General features: G+C 73.5%; 25 protein-coding genes. 5 read left to right on the forward strand and 20 right to left on the reverse strand.

Annotation, left to right across the window (positions count from 1 at the left end):
• Nucleotides 1–6 precede the first annotated feature (6 nt).
• From BUE41_RS10250 to BUE41_RS10260, 3 genes are read left to right on the forward strand one after another with little or no spacing between them, the layout of a single operon-like run.
• The gene (locus BUE41_RS10250) at nt 7–432 is read left to right on the forward strand and encodes a ribulose bisphosphate carboxylase small subunit (protein ID WP_073456789.1); all 426 of its coding nucleotides are present in this window, start codon (nt 7–9) and stop codon (nt 430–432) included.
• Nucleotides 429–1,424: a CbbX protein gene (cbbX, locus tag BUE41_RS10255; RefSeq protein ID WP_073456790.1), complete on the forward strand. Its 996-nt coding sequence runs from the start codon at nt 429–431 to the stop codon at nt 1,422–1,424. Before BUE41_RS10250 ends, cbbX begins: the two co-directional genes overlap by 4 nt.
• Nucleotides 1,421–2,284 (forward strand): LysR family transcriptional regulator, encoded by an 864-nt coding sequence (locus tag BUE41_RS10260; protein WP_073456791.1) that lies wholly within the window; start codon nt 1,421–1,423, stop codon nt 2,282–2,284. The genes cbbX and BUE41_RS10260 overlap by 4 nt, the downstream gene beginning before the upstream one ends.
• Before the next feature lie 86 nt (nt 2,285–2,370).
• Here the strand turns inward: BUE41_RS10260 and BUE41_RS10265 are convergent, their stop codons facing one another.
• The 5 genes from BUE41_RS10265 to rpe all read right to left on the reverse strand — a co-directional run bounded on the left by BUE41_RS10265 (nt 2,371) and on the right by rpe (nt 7,501).
• Nucleotides 2,371–2,577 carry a hypothetical protein gene (locus BUE41_RS10265; protein ID WP_073456792.1) on the reverse strand — a complete coding sequence of 69 codons (207 nt, stop codon included), beginning with the start codon at nt 2,575–2,577 and terminating at the stop codon, nt 2,371–2,373.
• Between the two features lie 197 nt (nt 2,578–2,774).
• On the reverse strand, nt 2,775–3,680 hold the full coding sequence (locus tag BUE41_RS10270) for a phosphoribulokinase (RefSeq protein WP_073456793.1): 906 nt from the start codon (nt 3,678–3,680) through the stop codon (nt 2,775–2,777).
• Between the two features lie 13 nt (nt 3,681–3,693).
• Entirely contained in the window at nt 3,694–4,767 is a 1,074-nt protein-coding gene (locus BUE41_RS10275) for a class 1 fructose-bisphosphatase (protein ID WP_073456868.1), read from the reverse strand.
• 17 nt (nt 4,768–4,784) lie between these two features.
• Nucleotides 4,785–6,818 carry a transketolase gene (gene tkt, locus BUE41_RS10280; RefSeq protein WP_073456794.1) on the reverse strand — a complete coding sequence of 678 codons (2,034 nt, stop codon included), beginning with the start codon at nt 6,816–6,818 and terminating at the stop codon, nt 4,785–4,787.
• The gene (gene rpe / locus BUE41_RS10285) at nt 6,815–7,501 is read right to left on the reverse strand and encodes a ribulose-phosphate 3-epimerase (RefSeq protein WP_073456795.1); all 687 of its coding nucleotides are present in this window, start codon (nt 7,499–7,501) and stop codon (nt 6,815–6,817) included. Before rpe ends, tkt begins: the two co-directional genes overlap by 4 nt.
• 62 nt (nt 7,502–7,563) lie before the next feature.
• On the opposite strand from rpe, the gene BUE41_RS10290 reads away from it, so the two are divergent.
• Nucleotides 7,564–8,229: a response regulator gene (locus tag BUE41_RS10290; RefSeq protein ID WP_073456796.1), complete on the forward strand. Its 666-nt coding sequence runs from the start codon at nt 7,564–7,566 to the stop codon at nt 8,227–8,229.
• Between the two features lie 13 nt (nt 8,230–8,242).
• Here the strand turns inward: BUE41_RS10290 and BUE41_RS10295 are convergent, their stop codons facing one another.
• On the reverse strand, nt 8,243–9,241 hold the full coding sequence (locus tag BUE41_RS10295) for a class I fructose-bisphosphate aldolase (RefSeq protein ID WP_073456797.1): 999 nt from the start codon (nt 9,239–9,241) through the stop codon (nt 8,243–8,245).
• Nucleotides 9,242–9,485: 244 nt separating this feature from the next.
• Between BUE41_RS10295 and hypF the strand changes: the two genes are divergently transcribed.
• On the forward strand, nt 9,486–11,786 hold the full coding sequence (gene hypF, locus BUE41_RS10300; RefSeq protein ID WP_234997140.1) for a carbamoyltransferase HypF: 2,301 nt from the start codon (nt 9,486–9,488) through the stop codon (nt 11,784–11,786).
• Nucleotides 11,787–11,913: 127 nt separating this feature from the next.
• Here hypF and BUE41_RS10305 read toward each other — a convergent pair whose 3' ends face one another.
• The 14 genes from BUE41_RS10305 to BUE41_RS10370 are packed head-to-tail and all read right to left on the reverse strand — an operon-like array spanning nt 11,914 to nt 23,814.
• Nucleotides 11,914–12,747 (reverse strand): hypothetical protein, encoded by an 834-nt coding sequence (locus BUE41_RS10305; RefSeq protein ID WP_073456798.1) that lies wholly within the window; start codon nt 12,745–12,747, stop codon nt 11,914–11,916.
• Nucleotides 12,744–13,508 carry a DUF6390 family protein gene (locus BUE41_RS10310; RefSeq protein WP_234997142.1) on the reverse strand — a complete coding sequence of 255 codons (765 nt, stop codon included), beginning with the start codon at nt 13,506–13,508 and terminating at the stop codon, nt 12,744–12,746. The genes BUE41_RS10305 and BUE41_RS10310 overlap by 4 nt, the downstream gene beginning before the upstream one ends.
• Nucleotides 13,505–14,641 (reverse strand): hydrogenase formation protein HypD, encoded by a 1,137-nt coding sequence (hypD, locus tag BUE41_RS10315; protein WP_073456799.1) that lies wholly within the window; start codon nt 14,639–14,641, stop codon nt 13,505–13,507. The genes BUE41_RS10310 and hypD overlap by 4 nt, the downstream gene beginning before the upstream one ends.
• A 15-nt stretch (nt 14,642–14,656) precedes the next feature.
• Nucleotides 14,657–14,929, reverse strand: a complete 273-nt coding sequence (locus tag BUE41_RS10320) for a HypC/HybG/HupF family hydrogenase formation chaperone (RefSeq protein ID WP_073456800.1) — start codon at nt 14,927–14,929, stop codon at nt 14,657–14,659.
• Between the two features lie 14 nt (nt 14,930–14,943).
• A complete protein-coding gene (gene hypE, locus BUE41_RS10325) occupies nt 14,944–16,071 on the reverse strand; it encodes a hydrogenase expression/formation protein HypE (protein ID WP_073456801.1) in 1,128 nt (375 codons plus the stop codon).
• A complete protein-coding gene (locus BUE41_RS10330; protein ID WP_073456802.1) occupies nt 16,068–16,721 on the reverse strand; it encodes a D-sedoheptulose-7-phosphate isomerase in 654 nt (217 codons plus the stop codon). The genes hypE and BUE41_RS10330 overlap by 4 nt, the downstream gene beginning before the upstream one ends.
• Entirely contained in the window at nt 16,718–17,434 is a 717-nt protein-coding gene (locus tag BUE41_RS10335) for a HypC/HybG/HupF family hydrogenase formation chaperone (RefSeq protein WP_073456803.1), read from the reverse strand. Before BUE41_RS10335 ends, BUE41_RS10330 begins: the two co-directional genes overlap by 4 nt.
• Nucleotides 17,431–17,682 carry a HypC/HybG/HupF family hydrogenase formation chaperone gene (locus BUE41_RS10340; RefSeq protein ID WP_073456804.1) on the reverse strand — a complete coding sequence of 84 codons (252 nt, stop codon included), beginning with the start codon at nt 17,680–17,682 and terminating at the stop codon, nt 17,431–17,433. The genes BUE41_RS10335 and BUE41_RS10340 overlap by 4 nt, the downstream gene beginning before the upstream one ends.
• Before the next feature lie 5 nt (nt 17,683–17,687).
• Nucleotides 17,688–18,890 carry an NHL repeat-containing protein gene (locus BUE41_RS10345; protein ID WP_073456805.1) on the reverse strand — a complete coding sequence of 401 codons (1,203 nt, stop codon included), beginning with the start codon at nt 18,888–18,890 and terminating at the stop codon, nt 17,688–17,690.
• Nucleotides 18,887–19,825, reverse strand: coding sequence for a NifU family protein (locus BUE41_RS10350; RefSeq protein WP_073456806.1), 939 nt, complete (start codon nt 19,823–19,825; stop codon nt 18,887–18,889). Before BUE41_RS10350 ends, BUE41_RS10345 begins: the two co-directional genes overlap by 4 nt.
• Before the next feature lie 30 nt (nt 19,826–19,855).
• The gene (locus BUE41_RS10355; RefSeq protein WP_073456807.1) at nt 19,856–21,124 is read right to left on the reverse strand and encodes a hypothetical protein; all 1,269 of its coding nucleotides are present in this window, start codon (nt 21,122–21,124) and stop codon (nt 19,856–19,858) included.
• Nucleotides 21,117–21,368: a hypothetical protein gene (locus BUE41_RS10360; protein WP_200803843.1), complete on the reverse strand. Its 252-nt coding sequence runs from the start codon at nt 21,366–21,368 to the stop codon at nt 21,117–21,119. The genes BUE41_RS10355 and BUE41_RS10360 overlap by 8 nt, the downstream gene beginning before the upstream one ends.
• On the reverse strand, nt 21,365–22,210 hold the full coding sequence (locus tag BUE41_RS10365) for a hydrogenase maturation protease (RefSeq protein ID WP_084754703.1): 846 nt from the start codon (nt 22,208–22,210) through the stop codon (nt 21,365–21,367). The genes BUE41_RS10360 and BUE41_RS10365 overlap by 4 nt, the downstream gene beginning before the upstream one ends.
• Entirely contained in the window at nt 22,207–23,814 is a 1,608-nt protein-coding gene (locus BUE41_RS10370; protein WP_073456808.1) for a nickel-dependent hydrogenase large subunit, read from the reverse strand. Before BUE41_RS10370 ends, BUE41_RS10365 begins: the two co-directional genes overlap by 4 nt.
• Nucleotides 23,815–23,823: the final 9 nt, after the last annotated feature.

Here is a 23,823-nt window from a genome sequence, read left to right on the forward strand (position 1 = left end):
CCGGCCGTGCGCATCACCCAGGGGACCTTCTCCTACCTGCCCGACCTCACCGACGAGGAGATCCTCGCCCAGATCCGCTACGCGCTGTCGAACGGCTGGCCGATCTCGGTCGAGTACACCGACGACCCGCACCCGCGCAACTCGCTGTGGGAGATGTGGGGGCTGCCGATGTTCGACCTGAAGGACCCGGCCGGGGTGCTGCTGGAGGTCAACGCCTGCCGCGAGGCCCACCCGAACGCGTACGTGAAGGTTAACGCCTACGACGCGCGGCTGGGCCGGCAGACCACCGCGCTGTCGTTCATCGTGCAGCGGCCGACCGAGGAGCCGGGCTTCCGGCTCGACCGGCAGGAGGGCCCGGACCGCACCATCCGCTACACCACGCACTCCTACGCCACGGAGCGGCCGGCCGGGGCCCGCTACCCGTCGGCATGACGGCGGCGCGGCCACGGCTCGCGTTCGGGGCACCGGTCGACCGGCCGGCGCCCCCGGAGCCGGAAACGCTCCCGCCGGACGCGGTGATCGATCTCGCCGGGATCCGCGCCGAGGCCGGCGTCGACGAGGTGCTGGCGACGCTCGACCGTGAGCTGGTCGGGCTCGCCCCGGTGAAGCGGCGGATCGCCGAGATCGCAGCGCTGCTGCTGGTGGACCGGGCGCGGGCCCGCTTCGGCATCCGCACGGCGCCGCCGACGCTGCACATGTGCTTCACCGGCAGCCCCGGCACCGGCAAGACCACCGTCGCGGTGCGGATGGCCGAGCTCCTGCACAAGCTCGGTCACCTGCGCGTCGGACACCTCGTCGCGGTCACCCGCGACGATCTCGTCGGCCAGTACGTCGGCCACACCGCCCCGAAGACCAAGGAGGTCGTCAACCGGGCGATGGGCGGCGTACTGTTCATCGACGAGGCCTACTACCTGCACAAACCGGAGAACGAGCGGGACTACGGCGGTGAGTCCATCGAGATCCTGCTGCAGGTGATGGAGAACCACCGCGACGACCTGGTGGTGATCCTCGCCGGCTACGCCGACCGGATGCGGACGTTCTTCGCCGCGAACCCGGGTATGCAGAGCCGCGTCGCGCACCACATCGAGTTCCCCGACTTCACCGCCGAGGAGCTGGAGCGGATCGGGGTGCAGATGACGGAGTCGCTCGGCTACCGGTTCTCCCCCGCGGCCCGCCGCGCGCTGCGTGCCTACCTGGACCGCCGGGTCGGGCAGCCGTGGTTCGCCAACGCCCGCAGCGTGCGCAACGCCGTGGAGCGGGCCCGCCTGCGGCAGGCGCTGCGGCTCGTGCAGCAGCCCGATCCGGTCGTGGGGCTCGACGCGCTCACCACGATCGAGGGCGAGGACATCCTCGCCAGCCGCGTGTTCGGCGACGACGACCCCACCGAGGCGCCGCGGCCAGGGGCGGGCACCCTGGCGGGGTGACCACCAACGCGCGCCTGCGGGCGTTCGTCGAACTGGCCGACACGGGCTCGGTGCGGGCCGCCGCCCGCCGGCTCGTCGTCACCGAGTCGTCGGTGTCGTCGGCGGTGGGGCTGCTCGCCGCCGAGGTCGGTGTGCCGCTGGTGGACCGCGACGGGCGCGGCGTGCGCCTGACCCCGGCCGGCGAGGCGTACGCGGAGTACGCCCGCCGGATCCTCGGGCTGCACGACGAGGCCATCGCGGCGGCCCGCGGCGCCGCCGACCCCGAGCACGGCAGCGTCCGCATCGCCGCCGTCACCACGGCGGGCGAGCACCTGCTGCCGGGCATGCTGGCGTCGTTCCGGGCGGCCCATCCGCACGTCGGGCTCGGGCTCGACGTCGGGCCGCGCGGCACCGTGTGGCCGATGCTGGCCCACCACGAGGTCGATCTCGTCGTGGCCGGCCGCCCGCCGGACGGGCTCGCCGGGCGGGTCCGCGCGATCAGCGACAACACGCTGGTCGTCGTCGGGGCACCCGGTTCCTCGCCGACGGACACGTGGCTGCTGCGCGAACGCCACTCCGGCAACCGCGCCACCACCACCGCGCTGCTGTCCGCACTGGAGATCGACCCGCCCACGATGACCCTCGGCTCGCACGGCGCGGTGGTCGCCGCCGCCGTCGCCGGGCTGGGGGTCACGCTCGTGTCCCGGCAGGCCGTGCAGCACCACCTCGACTCCGGGGCACTGGTCGAGCTGCCGGTGGACGGCACGCCGCTGGATCGGCCGTGGCACCTCGTGACGCAGGTGTCGGCGGCCCCGAGCGTCGAGCTGCTGGTCGAGCACGTGCTCGCGACTCCCGAACTCGGCTGGCGGGCGGCCCCCTGAAAGGAGGGCGCTGAAACCCGGCGCTGGATCCGGCGCGGGACCACGGATGCGAGCCACCACGATGACCGCCCGCCGGCCGCGCCGGATCAGCTGGGGAAGTGCTCCCAGAGCTCCCCGGCCGCCGCGCTGGGGTAGCCGTGATCACGCAGGAACCGGCGCAGCGCGCGCCGGAACTTCCAGGTCCGGGAGATCCGGGCACGCGCCTGCAGGTACTCCACGTACTCGGCGTGCTCCTGGTCGAGCCGGAACCGCTCCCGCGCCCGGGCGACCTCCTCCGCCGTCATCGGGCTCACTGGTGCACCACTCCCCCCGCTCGAGGGTGATCGATGGGCCGGGGATCCGGGGCAGGTCCGGTGGCCCGGGACGCGCTGGTCGACAACCCGGGGACGTCGTGCCGACCAGCTGGTGCGTCCCGGGACCACCGGAGGTCGTCCCCGTGCGTCGACGATGCGGGGACGACGTCCGTCGGGCTGGTCCGTCCAGCACCTGCTCATGCGAACTCGGGGATCTGCGGCGAGCCCGCCAGCGCCTTGCGGCGCCGCTCCATCAGCCGCCAGATCATCGGCGTGAAGATCAGCTGCATCGCCAGGTCCATCTTCCCGCCGGGGCACACGATCGTGTTCGGCCGGGACATGAACGAGTCGTGCAGCATCGCCAGGAGGTACGGGAAGTCGATCCCGCGTGGATCGGCGAACCGGATGATCAGCATCGACTCGTCGGCCGTCGGGATCGACCGCGCGATGAACGGGTTGGACGTGTCGACCATCGGCACCCGCTGGAAGTTCACGTGCGTGCGCGAGAACTGCGGGCAGATGTAGGTCACGTAGTCCGGCATCCGGCGCAGGATCGTCTCGGTGATCGCCTCGGCGGAGTAGCCGCGCTCGGCCTTGTCCCGGTGCAGCTTCTGGATCCACTCCAGGTTGATCACCGGCACGACCCCGATCAGCAGGTCGACGTGCTGGGCGACGTCGACGTCCTCGGTGACGACTGCGCCGTGCAGGCCCTCGTAGAACAGCAGATCCGAGCCGGGCTCGATCTCCGTCCAGGGCGTGAACGTGCCCGGCGGCTGCCCGTACGGGGCAGCCTCGGCCTCGTCGTGCAGGTAGCGGCGGATCCGCCCGCCGCCGGTCTCACCGTAGGTGCGGAAGAGCCCCTCCAGCTCCTCGAACAAGTTGGCCTGCGGTCCGAAGTGGCTGAAGCTGTGATCGCCCTCGGCCTGCGCCTTCGCCATCCGCTCGCGCATCTCGGCGCGGTCGTAGCGGTGGAAGCTGTCGCCCTCCACCATGACCGTGTTGAGCCCCTCGCGCCGGAAGATCTGCTGGAACGTCCGCATGACCGACGTGGTGCCGGCCCCGGACGCGCCCGTGACGGCGATGATGGGATGTCTGGCGGACACGATCCGTCCCCTCTCAACCGGCCCTGCGGAACAGCCCGCGGGTGCTGTACAGCGGGATGTCGAGGTCCTCGACGAGCGCCTCGCGGTGGTAGGCGTCGATCCGGTCGACCTCCTCGGCCGCGCCGAAGATCAGCGCGACCCGCTCGTGCACATCGGCCGGCACGACGTCGAGCACGCGGGCCCGGCCGGTGGAGGCCCGCCCGCCCGCCTGCTCGACGAGGAACGCGACCGGGTTGGCCTCGTAGAGCAGCCGCAGCCGGCCGAGCCGGGCCGGGTCCTTCGAGTCGCGCGGGTAGAGGAAGACCCCGCCGCGGGTGAGGATCCGGTGGGTCTCCGCGACGAGTGAGGCCACCCAGCGCATGGTGAAGTCCTTCTCGCGCGGCCCGGTGCGCCCGGCGAGGCACTCGTCGACGTAGCGGACCACGGCCGGCTCCCAGAACCGCCTGTTGGACGCGTTCACCGCGAACTCCGCCGTGGCGGTCGGGATGCGGATGTCCGGCCGGGTCAGGATGAACTCGCCCAGGTTCGGGTCGAGCGTGAACTCGTGGACGCCGGTCCCGACCGAGATCACGAGCAGGGTGGCCGGGCCGTAGATCGCGTACCCGGCGCACACCTGCTCGCTGCCCGGTTGCAGGAACGCTTCGGTCGGGACCGGGCCGTCCGTGGTGGTGGGCGCGCGCAGGATCGAGAAGATGCTGCCGACCGAGACGTTCACGTCGATGTTGGACGAGCCGTCGAGCGGGTCGAACACCAGCAGGTACTTGCCGCGCGGGTACGGCGCGGGGATCTGGTGCGGCTCGGCCAGCTCCTCCGACACCATGCCGGCGACGTGGCCGCCCCACTCGGTCGCGCGCAGGAAGATCTCGTTGGCGGCGACGTCGAGCGCCTGCTGGGTCTCGCCGTGGCTGTTGGTGGCGGCGGTGGCCCCCAGCGCCCCGTGCAGGGCGCCACCGGCGATCCGCTCGGCGATGGCCTTGCACGCCACGGCGATGTCGAGGATCAGGCCGTTCAGGTCGCCGGTCGCCCCGGGGTGGCGGCGGCGCTCCTCGATGAGGAACTGCGTGAGGGTCGTGTGCCTGGTCAGCATGCTCCGTGCCACCTCCGTCACCGCTCGCTCGTCCTGCGGGCCAGCACACCCATCGCCGCGCGGGCCACGTCCGCGCAGGACAGGCCCAGGTGGACGGCCACCTCCGGGCCCGGCCCGCTGACCCCGAACCGCTCGATCCCGACCACCGCGTCGCGCGGTTTCGCCAGCGCCGCCCATCCGGTGCGCACCCCGGCCTCGACCCACACGACCGGCACGTCGGGCAGGACGAACCTGCCCTGCGCCACCGCCTCGGTGAACCGCTCCCGCCACGGCACGGACACCACCTGCGCGGCCACCCCGCGGGCGGCGAGCAGCTCAGCGGCCTGCAGCGAGAGCGCCACCTCGGACCCGGTCGCGGCCAGCACCACGTCGACGCCGTCGGGCGGGACGCGGACGGTGCGGGCCCCGTGCGCGCGCACGTCGTCGAGATCGGCCCCGCCGAGCACGGGCAGCTCCTGGCGGCTCAGCACCAACGCGGTCGGTCCGGACGTGTTGGCCAGCGCCAGCTCCCACGCCACCGCGGTCTCGGCGGCGTCGGCTGGGCGCAGCACCGTGAGCCCCGGGATGATCCGCAGCGACTCGATGTGCTCGACCGGCTGGTGGGTGGGCCCGTCCTCGCCGACGTGCACGGAGTCGTGCGTGAACACGTGGATCACCGGCTGGTTCATCAGCGCGGCGAGCCGCAGCGCGGGCCGCAGGTAGTCGGCGAACACCAGGAACGTGCTGCCGAACGGGCGCAGGCCGCCGTGCAGGCTGATCCCGTTCAGCGCCGCGGCCATCGCGTGCTCGCGGATCCCGAAGTGGATCGTGCGGCCCGCGTAGTCGTGCGGGCCCACGGCGCTGCCGGGGATCTTCGTGTTGGTCGACGCCGCGAGATCGGCCGAGCCGCCGACCAGCGCCGGCACGGCCTCCGCGGCCGCCCGCAGCGCCGCCCCGGACGCCGCCCGCGTCGCCTGCCGGCCGCCGGGCCGCACCTCGTCCGCGAGCGCGGCCAACGCGCCGGGCGCCGGCCCGCCGGGCACGCGGTCCAGCGGGAACGCCGCAGCCAGGTCGGGGTGCTCCGCGGCCCAGTCGGCGTGCACCCGCTCCCACTCGGCCCGGGCCGCCGCGCCCTCGGCGGCGCGGTCGGCCGCGGTCAGCCGCACCGCAGCAGGCACGTGGAACGGCGTCTGCGGCCACCCGAAGCGCTCCCGCATGCGGGCGAGCACGTCCGGGCCGAGCGGGGCGCCGTGCGCGGCCGGGGTGCCCTCGACCCCCTCGGCGCCGTAGCCGATCGTCGTGCGCACCGAGATGAACGTGGGCCGGTCCTCGATGCTCGCCGCCTCCGCCAGCGCGCGGTCGATCGCGGCGACGTCGTTACCGTCGTCGACCCACAGCGTCCGCCAGCCGTACGCAGCGAAGCGGGCCGCGGCGTCGTCGGCGCAGCTGCGGGTGGCCGGGCCGTCGATCGTCACGTCGTTGTCGTCGTGGATGACGACGAGCCGGCCCAGCTGCAGGCGCCCGGCCAGCGACGCCGCCTCGTGGCTGATGCCCTCCATGAGGTCGCCGTCGCCGGCGAGCACCCAGGTGCGGTGATCGACGACGCGGTGCTCGGCGGTGTTGCAGCGGGCGGCGAGCATCCGCTCGGCCAGCGCCATCCCGACGGCGGTGGCGATGCCCTGCCCGAGGGGGCCGGTCGTCGTCTCGACGCCCGGGGTGTGCCCCGCCTCGGGGTGACCGGGGGTGCGCGAGCCGAGCTGTCGGAACCGGCGCAGCTCGTCGAGCGGCAGGTCGTAGCCGAACAGGTGGAGCAGCCCGTAGAGCAGCATCGACCCGTGGCCCGCGGACAGGACGAAGCGGTCGCGGTCCGGCCAGTCCGGGCGGGCGGGATCGTGCTTGAGGTGGCGCGACCACAGCACCCACGCCAGCGGCGCCGCACCGAGCGGCAGCCCGGGGTGGCCGCTGCGCGCGGCCTCGATGGCGTCGACCGCGAGGAAGCGCAGGGTCGTGATCGCGAGCTCGTCGAGATCGGTCTCGGCGCCGTCGTGCGCCATCGCCGGTGCCGCGGTCATGTCGCAGCCGCCTTCCGCAGGTCGGCGGCCCGGTCGGCGAGCGTGCCCGGACCGGTGAACAGCGCCGTGCCCACGCAGAACGTCGTCGCACCGGCGCGGGCGGCGGCGCCGATCGTCGCCGGGCCGATGCCGCCGTCGACCTCCAGCTCGACGTCGAGGCCGCGCCGGTCGATCTCCGCACGGGCCGCGGCGAGCTTGGGCTCCATCGACGCCAGGTAGCTCTGCCCGCCGAAGCCGGGGTTCACCGTCATCACCAGCAGCAGGTCGACGATGTCCCACACGTGCTCGACGGCGGTGAGCGGGGTGGCCGGGTTGAGCGCGACACCGGTGCGCGCGCCCAGCTCGCGGATGCGGGCGAGCGTGCGGTGCAGGTGGGTGACCGCCTCGGCGTGCACGATGAGGAGCTCGCAACCGGCCTCGACCCAGCGGTGCAGCATCGGGTCCGGGTCGGCGACCATCAGGTGCGCCTCGAAGCCCATGGTGACGTGTCCGCGGGTCGCGGCGATGACGTCCGGACCGATCGTCATGTTGGGGACGAAGCGCCCGTCCATCACGTCCCACTGGACGCGGTCGACGCCGGCCTTCTCCAAGGTCTGCAGCTCGGCGCCGAGCTGTGCGAAGTCCGCCGGGAGCACCGACGCGACCAGCGTCGGCTCCGGCGGGACGGGCCGGGTGAACGGCATGGGTTGGCTCCAACTCCTCGGGGGGATTCGGGGCGGTGAGCGGGCGGCCGTACATTCGCGCCATGGCGGCGTCCGGTGAGCCCATCCGCGTCCTGCTGGTGGACGACCACGAGATGGTGCTGGCCGGGCTGAAGGCGATGCTGGCCCAGTTCTCGGGCCGGGTCCGCGTGGTCGGCGAGTCGGTCGGGGCGGACGGCGTGCTCGACGCGGTCGAGGCACTGCGGCCCGACATCGTGCTGTGCGACGTGCGGATGCAGGGGGTGAGCGGGCTCGACCTGTGCCGCAGCATCCGGGAGCGGTTCGAGGACACCCGGGTCGTGCTGCTCTCCGTCTACGACGACGAGCAGTACCTGTTCCAGGCGCTGCGCGCCGGTGCCTCCGGCTACCTCCTCAAGCAGGTCAGCGGCGACGAGCTGGTGCGCCAGCTGGAGCTGGCGATCACCGGGGTCACCGTGATCGACACCGTGCTGGCCGGGCGGGCCGTCGACACCGCGGCGCGGCTGAAGCGCGACGAGTTCTGGCCGGGCGCCCGCCACGGTCTGTCCCAGCGCGAGAGCGAGGTGCTCTCGCTGGTCGTCAACGGCCTGTCCAACAAGCAGATCGCGGAGCGACTCGTGGTCGGCGAGGAGACCGTGAAGAGCCACCTGCGCTCGATCTACCGCAAGCTCGGCGTCAACGACCGGACCGGCGCGGTGGCCACCGCCCTGCGCGAAGGGATCTTCAAGTAGCCGGGCCCTCGTCTCACGCCGTCGCCTGCAGCTCGCGGGTGCGCACCGCGGCCGAGTTGGCGGCGACCCGGTCGGCCAGCGCCTCCTGCCCGGCAACCGTGCTGCGGCCCGACGCGGCCCACGCCGTGAGCGCGGGATCGACCAGCGCCCGCCCGAAGGAGAACGTCAGCGGCCACGGCGTGTGGTGGAGCTGTATCGCGGCGAGGTTCGCCGTGGCCCGCGCCGGGTCCTGACCGCCGGACAGGAACGCTACGCCGGCGAGATCGCCGGGCAGTGCGCGCAGCACGTCGACGGTGGCCTCGGCGACCTCTTCGGGCGTCGCCCGGTGAGGGTGGTCGGCGCCCTCCACCACCATGTTCGGCTTGAGGACGACTCCCGCCATGTCGACCCCGAACGCGGCCAGCTCGGCCATCACGGCGGCGTGCACGCGGGCGGTGACCTCGGCGCAGCGCCGCAGCGTGTGGTCGCCGTCCATCAGCACCTCGGGCTCGACGATCGGGACGAGCCCGGCCTCCTGGCACGCCGCGGCGTAGCGGGCGAGGGCGTGGGCGTTGGCCCGGATCGCGGTGGTGCTGGGCAGGTCGTCGGTGATCCGCAGCACCGCCCGCCACTTGGCGAACGCCGCACCCTGCGCGGCGTAGCCGGCGAGGCGGGCGGACAGGCCGTCGAGGCCCTCGGTGATGGTCTCGCCGGGCCGACCGGCCAGCGGCTTGGCCCCGGTGTCGACCTTGACCCCGGGCAGCATGCCCGCCTCGCGGGTGGCCTGGGCGAACGGGCGTCCGTCGGAGAGCTGCTGGTTCAGCGTCTCGTCGCAGAAGATGATCCCGGAGATCCCCTCGGCGATGCCGGGCGTGGTCACGAGCATCTCGCGGTACGCCCGTCGGGCGTCGGCGGTCGGCGCGATCCCCACCTTCTCCAGCCGCGAGGACATGGTCTTGATGCTCTCGTCGGCGGCCAGGATGCCCCGGCCCGGGGACACCATCTCGGCGGCGGTCCGTCGGCAGTTGCTCATGGCACCAGACGGTAGGGAGCACGGGGCCCGCCCACCTCCCCCTCGCAGGGGGCGCGGGAGGGGATCGGAGGGGGGTGAGATCTCCCGTGTGGCTGGGCGTCCTCCGCGTCGAGAACGAACTCGTGGTGATCATTTCGCCTCGTTGATCACCGTGAGTCCGTGCTCGACAGGGCGGCCACCACCTACCCTGCCGGTGCGCCTCGGCCCGCACTACGCTCGCGGTGTGCAACGGCGCGGTTACCGCGTGACCGGGGTCGTTCAGGGCGTGGGGTTCCGCCCGTTCGTCTACCGGATCGCGAGCGGACTCGGACTCTCCGGGTTCGTGGGCAACGACTCGGCGGCGGTGTTCGTCGAGGTCCAGGGCCCGCCTGCCGCGCTGGACGAGTTCGCCCACCAGCTGGAGACCCAGGCGCCGCCGCTGGCGACGATCACGTCGGTGCAGTGCCGCGAGCTGCCGCTGGCCGAGGAGACCGGGTTCCACATCGTCGAGAGCCGGGAGGCCGACACCGGGCGCACCCCGATCCCGCCGGACGTCGCGGTGTGCGCCGACTGCGTGCGCGAGCTGTTCGACCCGACCGATCGCCGTTACCGGCACCCGTTCGTGACCTGCACGAACTGCGGGCCACGGTTCACGATCATCAAGGACCTGCCCTACGACCGACCCGCCACCACGATGGCCGGCTTCCCGATGTGCCAACGCTGCGCCGCCGAGTACCACGACCCGGGCGACCGGCGCTTCCACGCCCAACCGGTGGCGTGCCCGGACTGCGGACCGTCGCTGTGGTTCGAGACCTCCCCCGGCGGCGACCGCATCAGCGACACCGACGCCGCGATCGCCGCCGCCCAGCGAGCGCTCGCCGCCGGCCGGATCGTCGCGATCAAGGGCATCGGCGGCTACCACCTGGCGTGCGCGGCGGGCGACGCGGCCGCGGTGGCTCACCTGCGCACCCGAAAAGCCCGCGGCGGGAAGCCGTTCGCGGTGATGGTGCGCGACCTCGACGCGGCTCGCCGGCTGGTCGAGATCGACGACCTGGCGGCGCGGGTGATGACGTCCCCGGCCCGGCCGGTCACCCTGCTGCCCCGCGTACCGGGGGCCCCGGTCGCCGACGAGGTGGCGCCGGGCAACCCGCTGCTGGGCGTGTTCCTGCCGTACTCCCCCGTGCACCACCTCCTGTTCGCGCCGGTGCCGGGCCACACTGCGCCCGTCCCCGACGTGATCGTGCTGACCAGTGCGAACCTGTCCGACGAGCCGATCTGCTACACCGACGACGACGCCGCGACCCGGCTGCCGCGGCTGGCCGACGCGGTGCTCAACCACGACCGGCCGATCCACGTGCCGTGCGACGACTCGGTGGTCCGGGTGGTCGACGGCCGCGAGCTGCCGATCCGCCGATCCCGCGGGTACGCGCCGCTGCCGGTGGCGCTGGGCCGCGAGGTGGCGCCGGTGCTGGCCGTCGGCGGCGAGCTGAAGAACACCTTCTGCCTGACCGTCGGAGACCGCGCCTACCTGTCCGCGCACGTCGGCGACATGGGCTCCTGGGAGACGATGCAGGCGTTCGAACGCGGGGTGAGCCAGCTGAGCGCGCTCGCCGACGCCGCACCCGCCCGGGTCGCCGCCGACCTGCACCCCGGCTACCTGACCCGCTCGTGGGCGGAACGCCGCGCGGGCGGGCCCGGTGAGCCGCCCCTGGAGCTGGTGCAGCACCACCACGCCCACGTCGCCGCACTGCTCGCCGAGCACGGCCGGCTGGGCGAGCCGATCGTCGGGATCGCGTTCGACGGCACCGGCTACGGCACCGACGGCGGCGTGTGGGGCGGTGAGGTGCTGCGGCTGGGCACCGACACCCGCCGGTTCACCCGGGCCGGCCGGCTCGCCGCCGTGCCCCTGGTGGGCGGGGACGCAGCGGTGCGCCAACCGTGGCGGACGGCGCTGGCCCACCTGCACGCGGCGGACGTGGCGTGGGCGGCGGACCTGCCGCCGGTCGCCGCCGCGGGCGACGCCGGGACAGCGCTGGTCGAGTCGCTCTTGCGCGCTGGCCGCGGCGCGGTGTGCACCTCGGTCGGGCGGCTGTTCGACGCCGTCGCGTCGATCCTGGACGTGCGGCACGAGGTCTTCTACGAGGGGCAGGCCGCGATCGAGCTGGAGCTCCTGGCCACCGGGGAGCCCGCACAGCTGCCGTCGTTCGCGATCGCCCCGGCGGACAGCGGCGAGGTCGTGCTCGATCCCGCACCGGTGATCGCGGGCATCGTCGCCGCCCGCCGCGCCGGGGTCCCGGACGCCGCGCTCGCGATGGCGTTCCACCACGCGGTCGCCGACGCGGTGGTGGCGGTCACGGACCGGGTGGCGGACGGGATCCGGCTCGTCGGGCTCACCGGCGGGGTGTTCCAGAACGTGCTGCTGCTGAGGCTGGCCCGCGATCGGCTCACCGCGGCCGGGTACGAGGTCCTCACCCACCGGGTGGTGCCGCCGAACGACGGCGGGCTGGCACTCGGCCAGGCGGTGATCGCGGCCCTCAGCCCTGCGGAGGAGCTGGGCTCAGCCTGATCCCGGCCCGAGGAGCTACGAACGGCACTTGCGTGAGCGATGGTGCTTACGAAAGTGCCGTTCGTAGGATTCAGGACCGGGAGGTTCCACCCACCACGTGAAACCCCCCGGAGCTCTCAGACCCGCGTCAGACCCGCAGCATCAACCCCGGATCGATCGCCGACCGCACGGCCACGGAGGCGGCCACCGCCTCCACGACCAGCCGCCCGTCCGCGTCGGCGTCGGCCTTGCCGAACACGATCGCGGCGCTGTCCGGCCCATCGCGGTGCGCCATGAGGAAGTCGTAGAGCAGCCAGTCCAGCGCGCACGCCGCCTCGAACGGGTCCGCCTCCGGCCGCGCCGCGGCGGCCACGACGGCGCGCAGCATCTCGCGGTGCTCCTCGCGCGCGGCGTCCTTGTTCGTGCCCGAGCTGTCGAACAGCAGCGTGGACAGGGTGAGCGGGAGGCGGCGGCCGTCCTCGGTCCGCACCACCCAGCGCCCGCCCGCCCACGGCCGGTCGGGATCGACGTGCACCAGCTCGCCGAACCCGGCGACCACACCGATGCCGGGCTCGTCGAGCTGCCCGTCCAGCGGGGCGGGCCCGAGCAGGCCCAGCGGCTGGCGGGCCCGGATGGAGAACAGTGCGGCGGTGCCGACGATCTGCCCGGCGCGTTCGTCGGGGGTGATGCCGGTCAGCTCGCAGCCCGTCGCGTACTCCGCGCAGAGCCGGTCGAGCACCTGGTACAGCTCGGCCAGGTGCTCCCGCTCGCCCGCATCCGGGACGCGGCCGCCGCCGAGCAGCTGGCCGAACCGCTCCGCGGCGATGATCAGCGCGTCGTCGAGCGCGGAGAGGTGGGTGGCGAGCAGCCGGTCCGGCTCGTCGTCGGTGCGCAGCAGCTGCGGCAGCGTCGTCGGCATCCCGTCGGGGGTGGCCCAGCTGAAGCCGATCCGGTCGTCGGTCTGCAGGATGCGCGGTCTCATGAACCGTCCCTCGTGCGCCGCAGCCGCGCGGCCGTGGCCGCGAGCTGGCGGGCGGTGCTTCGTTCCAGGTCGCCGACCTGCTCGGGGGTGAGCCGGTCGCAGATGCGTCCCCAGTGCAGGGCCACCAGGTCGCCCTCGGCCAGGTCAGGGACCCGCGCGTGCCCCTCGTGCTCGACGGCCACCGTGCGCACCTCGGGCGCGCCGAGCGCCGGCACGCCGTCGGCGAGCACGAGCGGCCGCGTCTCGACCCGCGCGGTCTCCTCACCCGGATCGACGACCGTGCCCCAGCCGATCCGGCAGGAGTCCAGGACGTGCATCGGCTGCTCGTCCATGCCGCGGCCGAGCAGCCGCGTCCACGGGTACACGCCGAAGACGTGGAACGCGTGATCAGGTGCGGCTTCGTCGAGCAGGTCGTCGGTCAAGTGCGCCCAGTACGGGCCGGCCTGCGGGCCGATGACGGCCAAGAGCTCGGCACCGAACTCGCGCGGATCGACCCGGGCGCCGACGCCGCCCCCGTGCCAGTACGACGCCACGACCTGCTCGTCGAGCGGATCGGCGACGCCGGCCAGCCGAGCGAGCACCTGCAGGTACGGCCAGGCGCCGGAGAACCGCCGCGCGGCGGCCCGGATCTCCGCTTCGGTGCCCGAGCGCAGCGCGGTGGACCCGGCCGGCCCGCAGAAGCCCAGGTCGTTCGGGGCGAACGCGTAGCGGGCGAACATCACAGCGCCCGTCGCGACGGCCGCCTGCGGCACCGCGGTCACCGGGCGGGCTGCCCCACGAGCTGGGCGGCGTCGCGGTGCATCCGGCCGAAGTTGTAGTACGCCGCGCACGCGCCCTCCGGCGACACCATGCAGGTGCCGATCGGGGTCTCCGGGGTGCACGCGGTGCCGAACACCTTGCACTCCCACGGCTTGAGCACGCCCTTGAGCACCTCGCCGCACTGGCACGCCTTCGGGTCGGCGACCCGCACGCCCGGCATGTCGAACCGGGCCTCGGCGTCGAACGCGGCGAAGTCGTCGTGCAGCCGCAGCGCGCTCTGCGAGATGAAGCCGAGCCCGCGCCACTCGAAGTGCGGGCGCAGCGCGAACACCTGACCCATCAGCGACAGCGCGGCCGGGTTGCCCTCCTCCGCGACGACGCGGGAGTACTGGTTCTCCACCTCGCAGCGGCCCTCGCGCAGCTGCGTGAGCAGCATCGCCACCGACGCGAGGATGTCCAGCGGCTCGAACCCGGCCACCACCAGCGGCTTGCCGTACACCTTCGGCACGAACTGGTACGGCCGGGTGCCGACGACCGTCGAGACGTGCCCCGGGCCGAGGAACCCGGACAGCCGCAGGTCGGGCGAGTCCAGGATCGCCTTGATCGGCGGCACGATCGTGACGTGGTTGCAGAAGACGCTGAAGTTCTCGACGCCCAGCTCGCGGGCGCGGACCAGCGTCACCGCGGTGGAGGGCGCGGTGGTCTCGAACCCGATCGCGAAGAACACGACCTGCTTGGCCGGGTTGTCGACGGCGATCTTGAGCGCGTCCAGCGGCGAGTAGACGAACCGCACGTCGGCGCCGCGGGCCTTGGCGTCCAGCAGCGAGCCGCGGCTGCCGGGCACGCGCATCATGTCGCCGAAGCACGTGAAGACCACGTCGGGCTGCTCGGCCAGCCAGACCGCGTCGTCGACGCGGCCCATCGGGATGACGCACACCGGGCAGCCGGGCCCGTGCACGAGCTCCACCGACTCGGGCAGCAGGTGCTCGATGCCGTGCCGGTAGATGGTGTGGGTGTGCCCGCCGCACACCTCCATGAACTTGTGGTGCTCCCCCGACTCGTCGGCCAGCCTGCGGATGGTGGCAAGCAGCGCGCGGGCGGCTGCGGGGTCACGGAACTCGTCGACGAAACGCATCCGGTCGCTCCTCGCTCAGATGATCTGTGACGAGTCGAAGGCCTCGATCTCGTCGGTGTAGGCGGAACCGAGCTGGGCGACCGCGGCGAGCGTCAGCCGCGCCTCCTCCTCGTCGATCTTCGCCATGGCGAAGCCGACGTGCACGAGCACCCAGTCGTCGGGCTCGGGCATGTCCTTCTCCAGCAGGCGCACGCTGATCGTGCGCTGCACACCGCTCACGTCCACCTTCGCGAGGTGGTTGGCGGGGTCGGTGATCTCCACGATCCGGCCCGGGATCCCGAGGCACATGAGGTGGTCCTTCCCTAACAGATCCGGGGCAGCGGGTCCCCGACGAGCATGTCGACGATGCGGGTGCCGCCGAAGCCGGTGCGCAGCACGACGGTCGCGGCCGGTTCCTCCGCGACGGTGCCGATCACCGCGGCCTCGGCCCCCAGCGGGTGCCCCCGCAGCGCGGCGAGGCCGGCGTCGACCTCGTCGGGCGGCAGCACCGCGAGGAACTTGCCCTCGTTCGCGACGTAGAGCGGGTCGATGCCGAGCATCTCGCACGCCCCGGCCACGACCGGGCGCACGGGCAGCGCCTCCTCGTCGAGCACGACGGCCAGCCCGCAGTCCTGCGCGAGCTCGTTGCACACGGTGCCCACGCCGCCGCGGGTGGGGTCGCGCAGCCAGCGGGTGTTGGGCGCCGCCTCCAGCAGGGCGGCCACGGCGGATGCGACGGCGGCGGTGTCGGAGCGGATGTCGGCCTCGATGGCCAGGTCGCCCCGGGCCAGCATGATCGCCATCCCGTGGTCGCCCATCGGGCCGGACAGCACGATCCGGTCCCCGGGCCGCACGTCACCCGCGGACAGCGAGCGCCCCTCCGGGATCACGCCCACCCCGGTGGTGGTGATGAACAGCCCGTCCGCCGCGCCGCGCGGCACGACCTTGGTGTCGCCGGTGACGATCGTGACGCCCGCCCCGGTGGCCGCTGCCGCCATGTCCTCGGCGATCGCGCGCAGCTCGGCGATCGGGAAGCCCTCCTCCAGCACGAACGCCGCGGACAGCCACTGGGGGGTGGCCCCGGCCATGGCCAGGTCGTTCACGGTGCCGTGCACGGCGAGGTGCCCGATCGAGCCGCCCGGGAAGCGCAGCGGCTGCACGACGAACGAGTCGGTGGACATCGCCAGCCGCGGGCCGCCCGGCGGGGAGAGCACGGCGCCGTCGCCGAGCAGCTCCAGCTGCGGGTTGCGGAAGGCCTCGACGAACACCGCGTCGACGAGCGCGGCGGAGGACTTACCGCCCGCGCCGTGGGCGAGCGTCACGATCTCGTCGCGCAGCCGCGGCCGCCGCTTGCGGAACGCCTCGATCCGCTCGATGACCTCGCCCTCGGCGAAGCTCGGGCCGCTCGCCCGGTACTCCTCGACCGATGTGCGGTGGTGTCTCTCGGTCATGCTGCCTCCGTCCGGCGGGACTGGACGGCGCGCCACAGCTCGTGGCCGAGCAGCGCCTGCGACTCCTGGATGCGGTGCACGCTCTGGGACGCCACCGTGAAGCACACGTCGACGTCGGGGCTCGTGGCGAAGGCGCCGCCGTCGTAGCCGGCGAACCCGATCGTGAACATGCCCCGGCGCTTGGCCTCCGCGAGGCCCGCGGTGAGATCGGCCGAGCTACCGCTGGTGGACATCGCGATCGCGATGTCGTCCGGGCCGCCCCGGGCGATCAGCTGGCGGGCGAACACCAGCTCGAAGCCCACGTCGTTGCCGAGCGCGGTGAGCACGGCCTGGTCGGCGGTCAGCGTCCACGCCGGCAGCGCGGGCCCGACCGGTGGGTGCGCGAACAGCGCCGCGAGCGTCGAGGCGTCGGTGGAGCTGCCGCCGTTGCCGAACGTGAACAGCCGCCCGCCCGCCGCGAACCGGCGCGCCATCTCGTCGGCAGCCCTGGCGAGCGCGTCGGCGTGCGCGGCCAGCGTCTCGCGACGCAGCCGGGCGCTCTCGGCGGCCTTCGCGACCGCCGACGCGGCCAGGTCGGCCAGGAGCGGCCCGGGATCGCGCTCGCGGGCGTCGAGGAACGGGTAGAGGAACCCGGTGCCGTCGTCGCTCATCGATCCACCTTCGTGATCGCGGTGCCGGCGTGCACCAGCAGCAGCTCACCCGGTGCGACGGGACCGACGAGCAGGGTGGCCACCTCCTCGCGGCCGTTCGCGGTGCGCACGACGGCGGTGCCGTCAGCGGTCACCGACAGCACCTCGGCGGGCCGGCCCTCGTCGCTGCACGTCACGCACACCTCGTCGGTGCACTCCGCGGCGTCCTCGGTGAGTAGGCCGGGGTGCTCGAAGCAGACGTGCGTGAGCTCCCACAGCAGGTGGTAGAGCAGCACGAACTTGCCGGTGGCCGGCGTGGCGGGATCGGCGTCCTCGAGCCAGAGCACGTGGTCGGCGGCCCCGGCGGGCGGCCGCGGCCCGTGCCCGATCCACACCGTCGTCGCGCCCCACGCCGGCGCCCGCGCGGTGATCGCGGTGACCTCGGGATCGGCGGCGTCGGCGATGGCCACGACGATATCGCCGGAGCGCACCGACAGCCGCGCGGCGTCGACGAGGTCGCGCCCGGTCAGTGCCACGGCGGGCAACGCCCGCTTCCCGACGATCACCGGGTGCACGAACTCGACCGCGACGTGCTGCGCGTGCGGCTCCCACTGCGGCGCGACGCACCACATCGTGGCGCCCGCGGCGAAGCGACGGGCCAGCGCGAGGGACGCGGCGGCCAGGTCAGCGGCCAGCTCCTGCGACAGTCCGACGTCGGTGGGTGCCTCGGTCACGGCGTCACCCCCATCTCGTCGAGCACGCCGTACTCGGCCATCGTGGCGAGCGTGACCCGTGCAGTGTCCTCGTCGATGCGGGTGAGCGCGAACCCGGCGTGCGCGATCGTGTAGTCGCCGACGGCCAGGTCCGGCAGGTAGGCCAGGCAGATGTCGCGCTCCTCGCCGGGGAACGCCACCCGGGCCATCCGCGCGCCCGACTCCGCGTCCCACACCCGCAGGACCCGTCCCGGAACCCCCAGACACATGCTGCTCAGCCCTCCTCGCCCGAGCTCGTGTCGCGCTCCCAGAGCACGACTCGGTTGTTGCCGGAATCGGCGATCGCCATCACACCGTCGTGCACCCAGAGCCCGTACGGCCAGCACAGGGTGTCATGCGCGACCGCGGACCAGCGGTTCTCACCGTTCGCGGCGAAGGTCGGCTGGGCCAGAACGTGCTCTGCGGGTCGGCCCGACGCGGGGACGTCGGACCACACCAGCACCCGGTTGTTCGCGGTGTCGGCGACGGCGAACACGTCGTCGGTCAGGCACGCCGCGTACGGGAAGCGGAACCGGTCGCCGGTCTGCGGCGCGTACGGGAACTCGTCGGCGGTGTGGAAGTCCGGCTGCCCGACGACCAGGTCGGCGGGCCGGTCGGCGTCCGGCGCCGGTCTCCAGCCGAGGACACGGTGGTTGCCGGCGTCGGCGACCAGCAGCAGCCCTTCCCGGCCGGTGATCGCGTGCGGCCAGCGGAAGCTCGCCGGACCCACGCCCTCGCCGCGGTTCTCCTGGCGCTCGGCGGGCCCGGGTTGGCCGAGCACGACGTCGGCGGGCCGCCCCGGTTCGGGCACCCCGCCGGTCCAGCCCAGCACCCGGCGGTTGCCGGTGTCGGCCACCCAGAACACGCCGTCGACGACGGCGATGCCGAACGGCCAGTACATGCTCGCGGCGTCGCACTCCCCGCCCCGGTTGGCCTCGACCGAGCTCGCGTCGGGCTGACCGAGGACGTGGTCGGGGGCGGCGTCGTCGCGCTGCGGGACCTCGTCCCAGACGAGGATGCGGTGGTGCCAGGCGTCGGCGACGATCAGCCGGCCGTCGTGCACGAGCACCCCGGTGGGCAGGTTCATGCCGCGCTCGGGGCCGCGGCCACCGGCGGCGCGGCCCTCCGTGGTGGCGTCGGGCTGGCCGAGCACCACGTCAGCGGGCGCCTCGTCGGCGCCGGGGCGGCCGTGCCAGACCAGCACGCGGTGGTTGCCGGAGTCGGCGACCACGACGTGGGCGTCGCCGACGAACACCCCGCGCGGGGAGTACATGCCGCTGCGCGTCGGGGCGGCGGGGGGCAGCGCGAGCCCGCCGGGCGCGGGCGAGCCGAGCCAGACACGGGGTGTCCAGCCACCGGCGATGCCCGGTTCGGCGACGGGATCGGCGCGCGTCCCCACCACGGGCGCGATGCCGCGGCGGACGGTCAGCCTGCTCATGTCCCGACCCGGATCCACACCTGGCCGTCGTCCACCCGCATGGGCAGTTGTTCCAGCTGGGCGCCGGGCGCACTGAGGCACTCGCCCGACGAGGCGTCGTAGCAGAAGCCGTGCCAGGGGCAGGTCAGGGTGCCGTTGGAGACGTCGAGCACGGCGGCGTCCAGCGGCAGCGCCTCGTGGGCGCACTCGTTGCGGAAGGCCGACAGCCGGTTGTCGAGGTTGACCACGATCGCCTCGACGGTGCTGCCGTCGGACGGCACGATCAGCTCGACGCGGTGCAGCCGGCCGGCCTCGTACTCGGCGGCGGCGCCGGCGCGGACCCAACCCTCGGCCTCGGGGTCGCGGCCGATCCGCAGCGCCTCCAGCGGGATCAGCGCGGGGCCGGGCTCGTTGGGCAGCACCTCGACGGCGCGCAGCCCCGGCACGCCGTCGAGCAGCGCGCTCTCCACGAGGTTGCGCAGCGTCACCGACGACATCGAGCAGCCGTTGCAGGCACCCTCCAGCCGCACGTAGGCGGTGGCGTCCTCGAGCTTGACGAGCGTGACGTCGCCGCCGTGGCTCTGCAGCTGAGGGCGCACAGCCGCCAGCGCGCGGTCGGCGGCCCGGCGCGGATCGGGCCGGATGATCCCGTGCAGCGACAGCAGCATGTGCACGACCGGCTCGTCGACCAGGTCGTAGAGCGCCTGACGGGTGGAGTCGTCGCCCTGCTCGCCCTTGAGGCGGCGCACGATCGCGACGAGCCCGGCGCGGTGCACGGCCTCCAGCGCGGAGCGCAGCTCGGTGGCCACCTTGCGCGCGGCGGGCTCCAGCGCCTCGACGGCGGCGAAGGCGGCGTCGACGCGGGCGGCGAGCTCTTCGAAGGTCGGTTCGGGAGACGAGGTGGTGGACTGGGCGGTGGTGGGTCTGGTCGGTGTGGCCGGGACGGTGGTGGTCATCCCTGGTCCTCCCGTTGTCGGGGTCGGCGGTCAGTCGGCGGTGCGGGCCAGCGCCACCTGTCGGGCTATCTCGTCGAGCACACCGCGCACCGCACGGACCGACTCCTCGTCGCCGTGCTCCTCGAACAGGAACCGGGCCTCGTACAGCTTGGCCTTCGCCTGGTCGAACATGCCGAGGTGGGCGAGGACATTGCCCTGGTTGGCCAGGACCCGGGCCCGGCCGACGGGGTCGGTCGCCCGGTCGCGGGTGGCGAGCACGGCTTCGTAGATCTCGGCGGCGTCGACGAGGTTCTGCTCGCGGTGCTTGCTGGGTGCGTAGACGAGCGAGTTGGCGAGGTTGAGCTGCAGGCTCGCCCACTCGGCGGGGTGCTCCTCGCGGGTGTAGACGGTCAGCGCCTGGCGCAGCGACTGCGCCGCGATGCCGAGGCGCAGCTGGCTGGAGGCCTCGACCATCGGCATGGTCAGGTACGCGGTGGCGACGCCGGCGTGGGCAGCCGCCCAGGTCAGCGGGGCGTCCTCGCGGCGGACCAACTGCAGCGCCGAGTGGTACTGCGGCACGGCCTTGGCCAGCACCTCCGGGTGCTGCTCGGCCTGCTCGTGCAGGGTCTGGGCCAGCCCGAGGTGGATCTCGGCGCGACCGACCCGCAGGCCGTCGGCGTCCTTGAGCAGCTTGAGCGCGGCCTCGAACCGGGTCACCGCCACGGCGTTGTCGCCGGGCTCGTCCCGGTCGCGCAGGATCGCCGCCGCGGCGCCCTGCATGAGCCCGGCCAGCGGCCGCACGACCGGGCGGGCGTGCTCGACGGCCTGGTCGAGCAGCGCCACCGCGGTGGCCGGGTCGCCTGCGGCCACCGCGGCGCTGGCCTGCGCGGAGCAGGCGAGCGCGGCGAGCTCACCGTCGAGCCCGTCGGCCGACGGCGGGTCGTCGCTGCGGCCCAGCGCGAACTGCACCAGGTCGACGAGCACGGCGAACTCGCCCAGCTCGGTGCGGAGCCCGGCCAGGTCGGGCTCGCCGTCGGGGTCGAGGACGAAGCGGTTGTAGCGGGTCACCGGATCGCCTGCGGTGCCCAGCGCGGAGAGCGCCCCCTCCCGGTCGCCCGCCAGCGCGCGCTCGTGCGCGGCCAGCGCCTCCGGCCACCGGACCGGGGTGCAACCGGCCAGCAGCTGCTCACGGGCCGCGGCCACCTCTGGCCCACCGGCGGGCACGAGGAGGTAGCCCGCGGGCAGCGCGAACATGCCCACCGGTTGCGGGCGCGCAGGAGCGGGGTGCTGCGCTGTCTGATCCCGCGCTGTCTCATCCATGCAGTGGTCCTTGGATCTCCCGTTCGGCGGCGCGCTTGATCAGCTGAGCCGACAGCTGCGCCCTGGCCTCGGTGTGGTGGGTGTCGATCCGCTTGCGGACGACGCCGTCGGCGAAGACGACGACGATCTCGACCGCCCACCGGCCGTTCTCCGGAACCACCACCGTCTGCACGTCCAGTGCGTGCTCGTTGTTGAACTCGGTGGGGAGCTGCCGGGGGGTGGCCTCGTCCGCCATGGCGATCACGTCTTCCGCTCCAAGGGGATGCGCAGTGCTCCCTGCGCCGCGTCCCATTGTGCGGTCCGCACGCCGGGTTCGCCCTTGTCGCCGAGCACCTCCCGCACGAGCACGGAGCGGTCGCCCGCGGGGTTGCGCTGCTTGAGCAGCAGCCCACCGCTGCGCGGGCCGCGCAGCGGGATGAGCCAGAGCGCCTCGTCCTGCAGCGCGGCGACCGCGGCGTCGGAGGGGAACCGGGCCGCGGCGAGCTCCGCACCCAGCCGCAGGTGGCCGTCCTCGGTCAGCTCGACCTCTGCGGTGTCGGCGGCCTTCGGCCGCAGCGGCGCGAGGAACTCCCGTTCCACGATCTCGAGCACCTGCTCCATCGCCGTGGTCACCGGTTCGGACAGCTCCGCCCCCAGCTCCACCCCGGCCACCTCGATGAGGAAGACCGTGATGTCCGTGGGGCACGCGTCGCCCAGCGCCCAGCGGGCCAGGGCGATCGCGTGGTCCCAGCGGAACGAGTGGGAGTGCAGCCCGTCCAGCGGAGGCAGCTCCGCCAGCTCCGAACCGGGGACGCGGAAGACGGTGCCCGGGGTCGAGCCGGTCGCGGCGGCGTCGATGATGACGACCCGCTCGGCCCCGCGCATCTGGAAGGCCACGTCCATGCCGGCGGTGCCGCCGTCGACGAGCCGAGCCCCGGGCGGCGCCCCGCGTTCCCACAGGTGCCGCACGAGGATCGGGCCGACTCCGTCGTCACCGCGCAGCAGGTTCCCGCAGCCGACGACCAGGACGGAGCAGCCCGGCGGCTCGATGTCGACCGCCGGGTCCGCCCCGGCCTGCTCGGGTTCGTCCCTGGACGTCGGGATCACACCATTCCGTTGATCACGAACTTGGACAGCTCACGGCCGGTCTTGCCGTCGTAGGCGTGGACGGTGCAGACCAGGCACGAGTCGTAGCTGCGGGCGACGTGCCCGAGCTCGACCGGGTCCTCCACGTCAGCGACCGGCGTGCCGACGAGCGCCTGCTCGATCGGGCCGGCCACCTGCGACGCGTCGCGCGGACCGATGTTCCAGGCGGTCGGGGTGATCACCTGGTAGTTCTTGATCTTGTTGTCCTCGATCACGATCCAGTCGGCCAGCGCGCCGCGCGCGGCCTCCGTCGCCCCGAAGCCCTTGCCCTCCGCGTACTCGGTGGGCTTGGTGTAGAAGCTCTCCTTCAGGTCGAGCTGGTCGAGCCACGCCCGGGCCCACTGGTAGTACTTCGGCGCCTCGTGGACGCGGGCGAGCTGCCGCACGAAGACGCTCGGCCCGAGCTTCTGGAAGATGTCCAGGAACAGCGGGTCGTTGTCCTGGTGCGGTGCAGCGTTCGGACCGGCCGCCGCCATGCGGCGGGCGAGCGGGCCGGCCTCGAGCGGGATGTGGCCCAGGCCGGGCACCTCGTAGCGGGGCGACTTCGCCCAGCTGTACTTGCCCTGCTTGGCACCCTCGGCCGGGTCGATCGGCACGGTCTCGCCGTCGAACGGGTGCAGCGCGCCGGTGCCCTTGTAGAACGAGTGGGTCACGTCCTCACGGACGTTGGCCTGGTCGAACTCGTACCACTTGCCGTCGGCGAAGATCCCGGACCGGCCGATCAGTGCGGCGTTGCGGCCCTCGATGGTCGGGTTCTCGTACAGGGTCGGGTCGAAGTACGTGCCGGGGGAGATGTAGGTGCCCGGGCCGGCGCCGTACTTGTGCAGCCCGATGTCGAGCGAGTAGCGGATGAAGAAGCCGAGGTCGCTGTTGTGCTGCGACTCGTTCTCGTCGACCCAGGCGAGGACGTCGTCCCAGGTCTTGTTCTCCAGCCAGCGCTCGATCGAGCAGCCCAGCCACTGCTTCTCGAGCCAGTTGTCCTTCCAGTGCTCGAGGATCGCGATCGAGCGGGTCACGTCCGACAGGGTCGGCGCGCACATCACGCCGCCGGGGACCATGAAGCTGGAGTGCGGCCACTGCCCACCGAAGATCGCGTAGACCTCGACCGGCTTCGCCGAGAGCACCACGCCGGGCTGGTAGCTGGTGCCGACGTAGGGGGCGAACCGGCGCACCGCCTCCGCGTAGAGCGGCGACTTGGCGTAGTTCTTGTTGGTCAGGTCGATCGCGAACAGCGCGTAGAAGTAGCGCGGGATCGACTGCAGCGTCTCGGCGGCCTGGCAGATGTTGCGCACGAGCGTCGCGTTCGGGGGCATGTGCGTCCGCCACGCGGTGTCCAGGGCGTAGGCGGACTTGTAGAGGTGGCTACCGCCGCAGATGCCGCAGATCCGCGGGCAGACGATCAGCCCGGCCTGCGGGTCCTTGCCCCGCAGGATGATCTCGAAGCCGCGGAACATCGCGGCCTCCGTCCAGGCCGACGTCACGACGCCGTCCTCGATGGTCACTCGCACGTCGAGGTCACCCTCGACACGGCCCAGAGGGCTCACGTGCAGGTCGAGCGCGGTCATGGTGGGGTC

This window comes from Pseudonocardia thermophila (assembly GCF_900142365.1).
Classification (GTDB): Bacteria; Actinomycetota; Actinomycetes; order Mycobacteriales; family Pseudonocardiaceae; genus Pseudonocardia; species Pseudonocardia thermophila.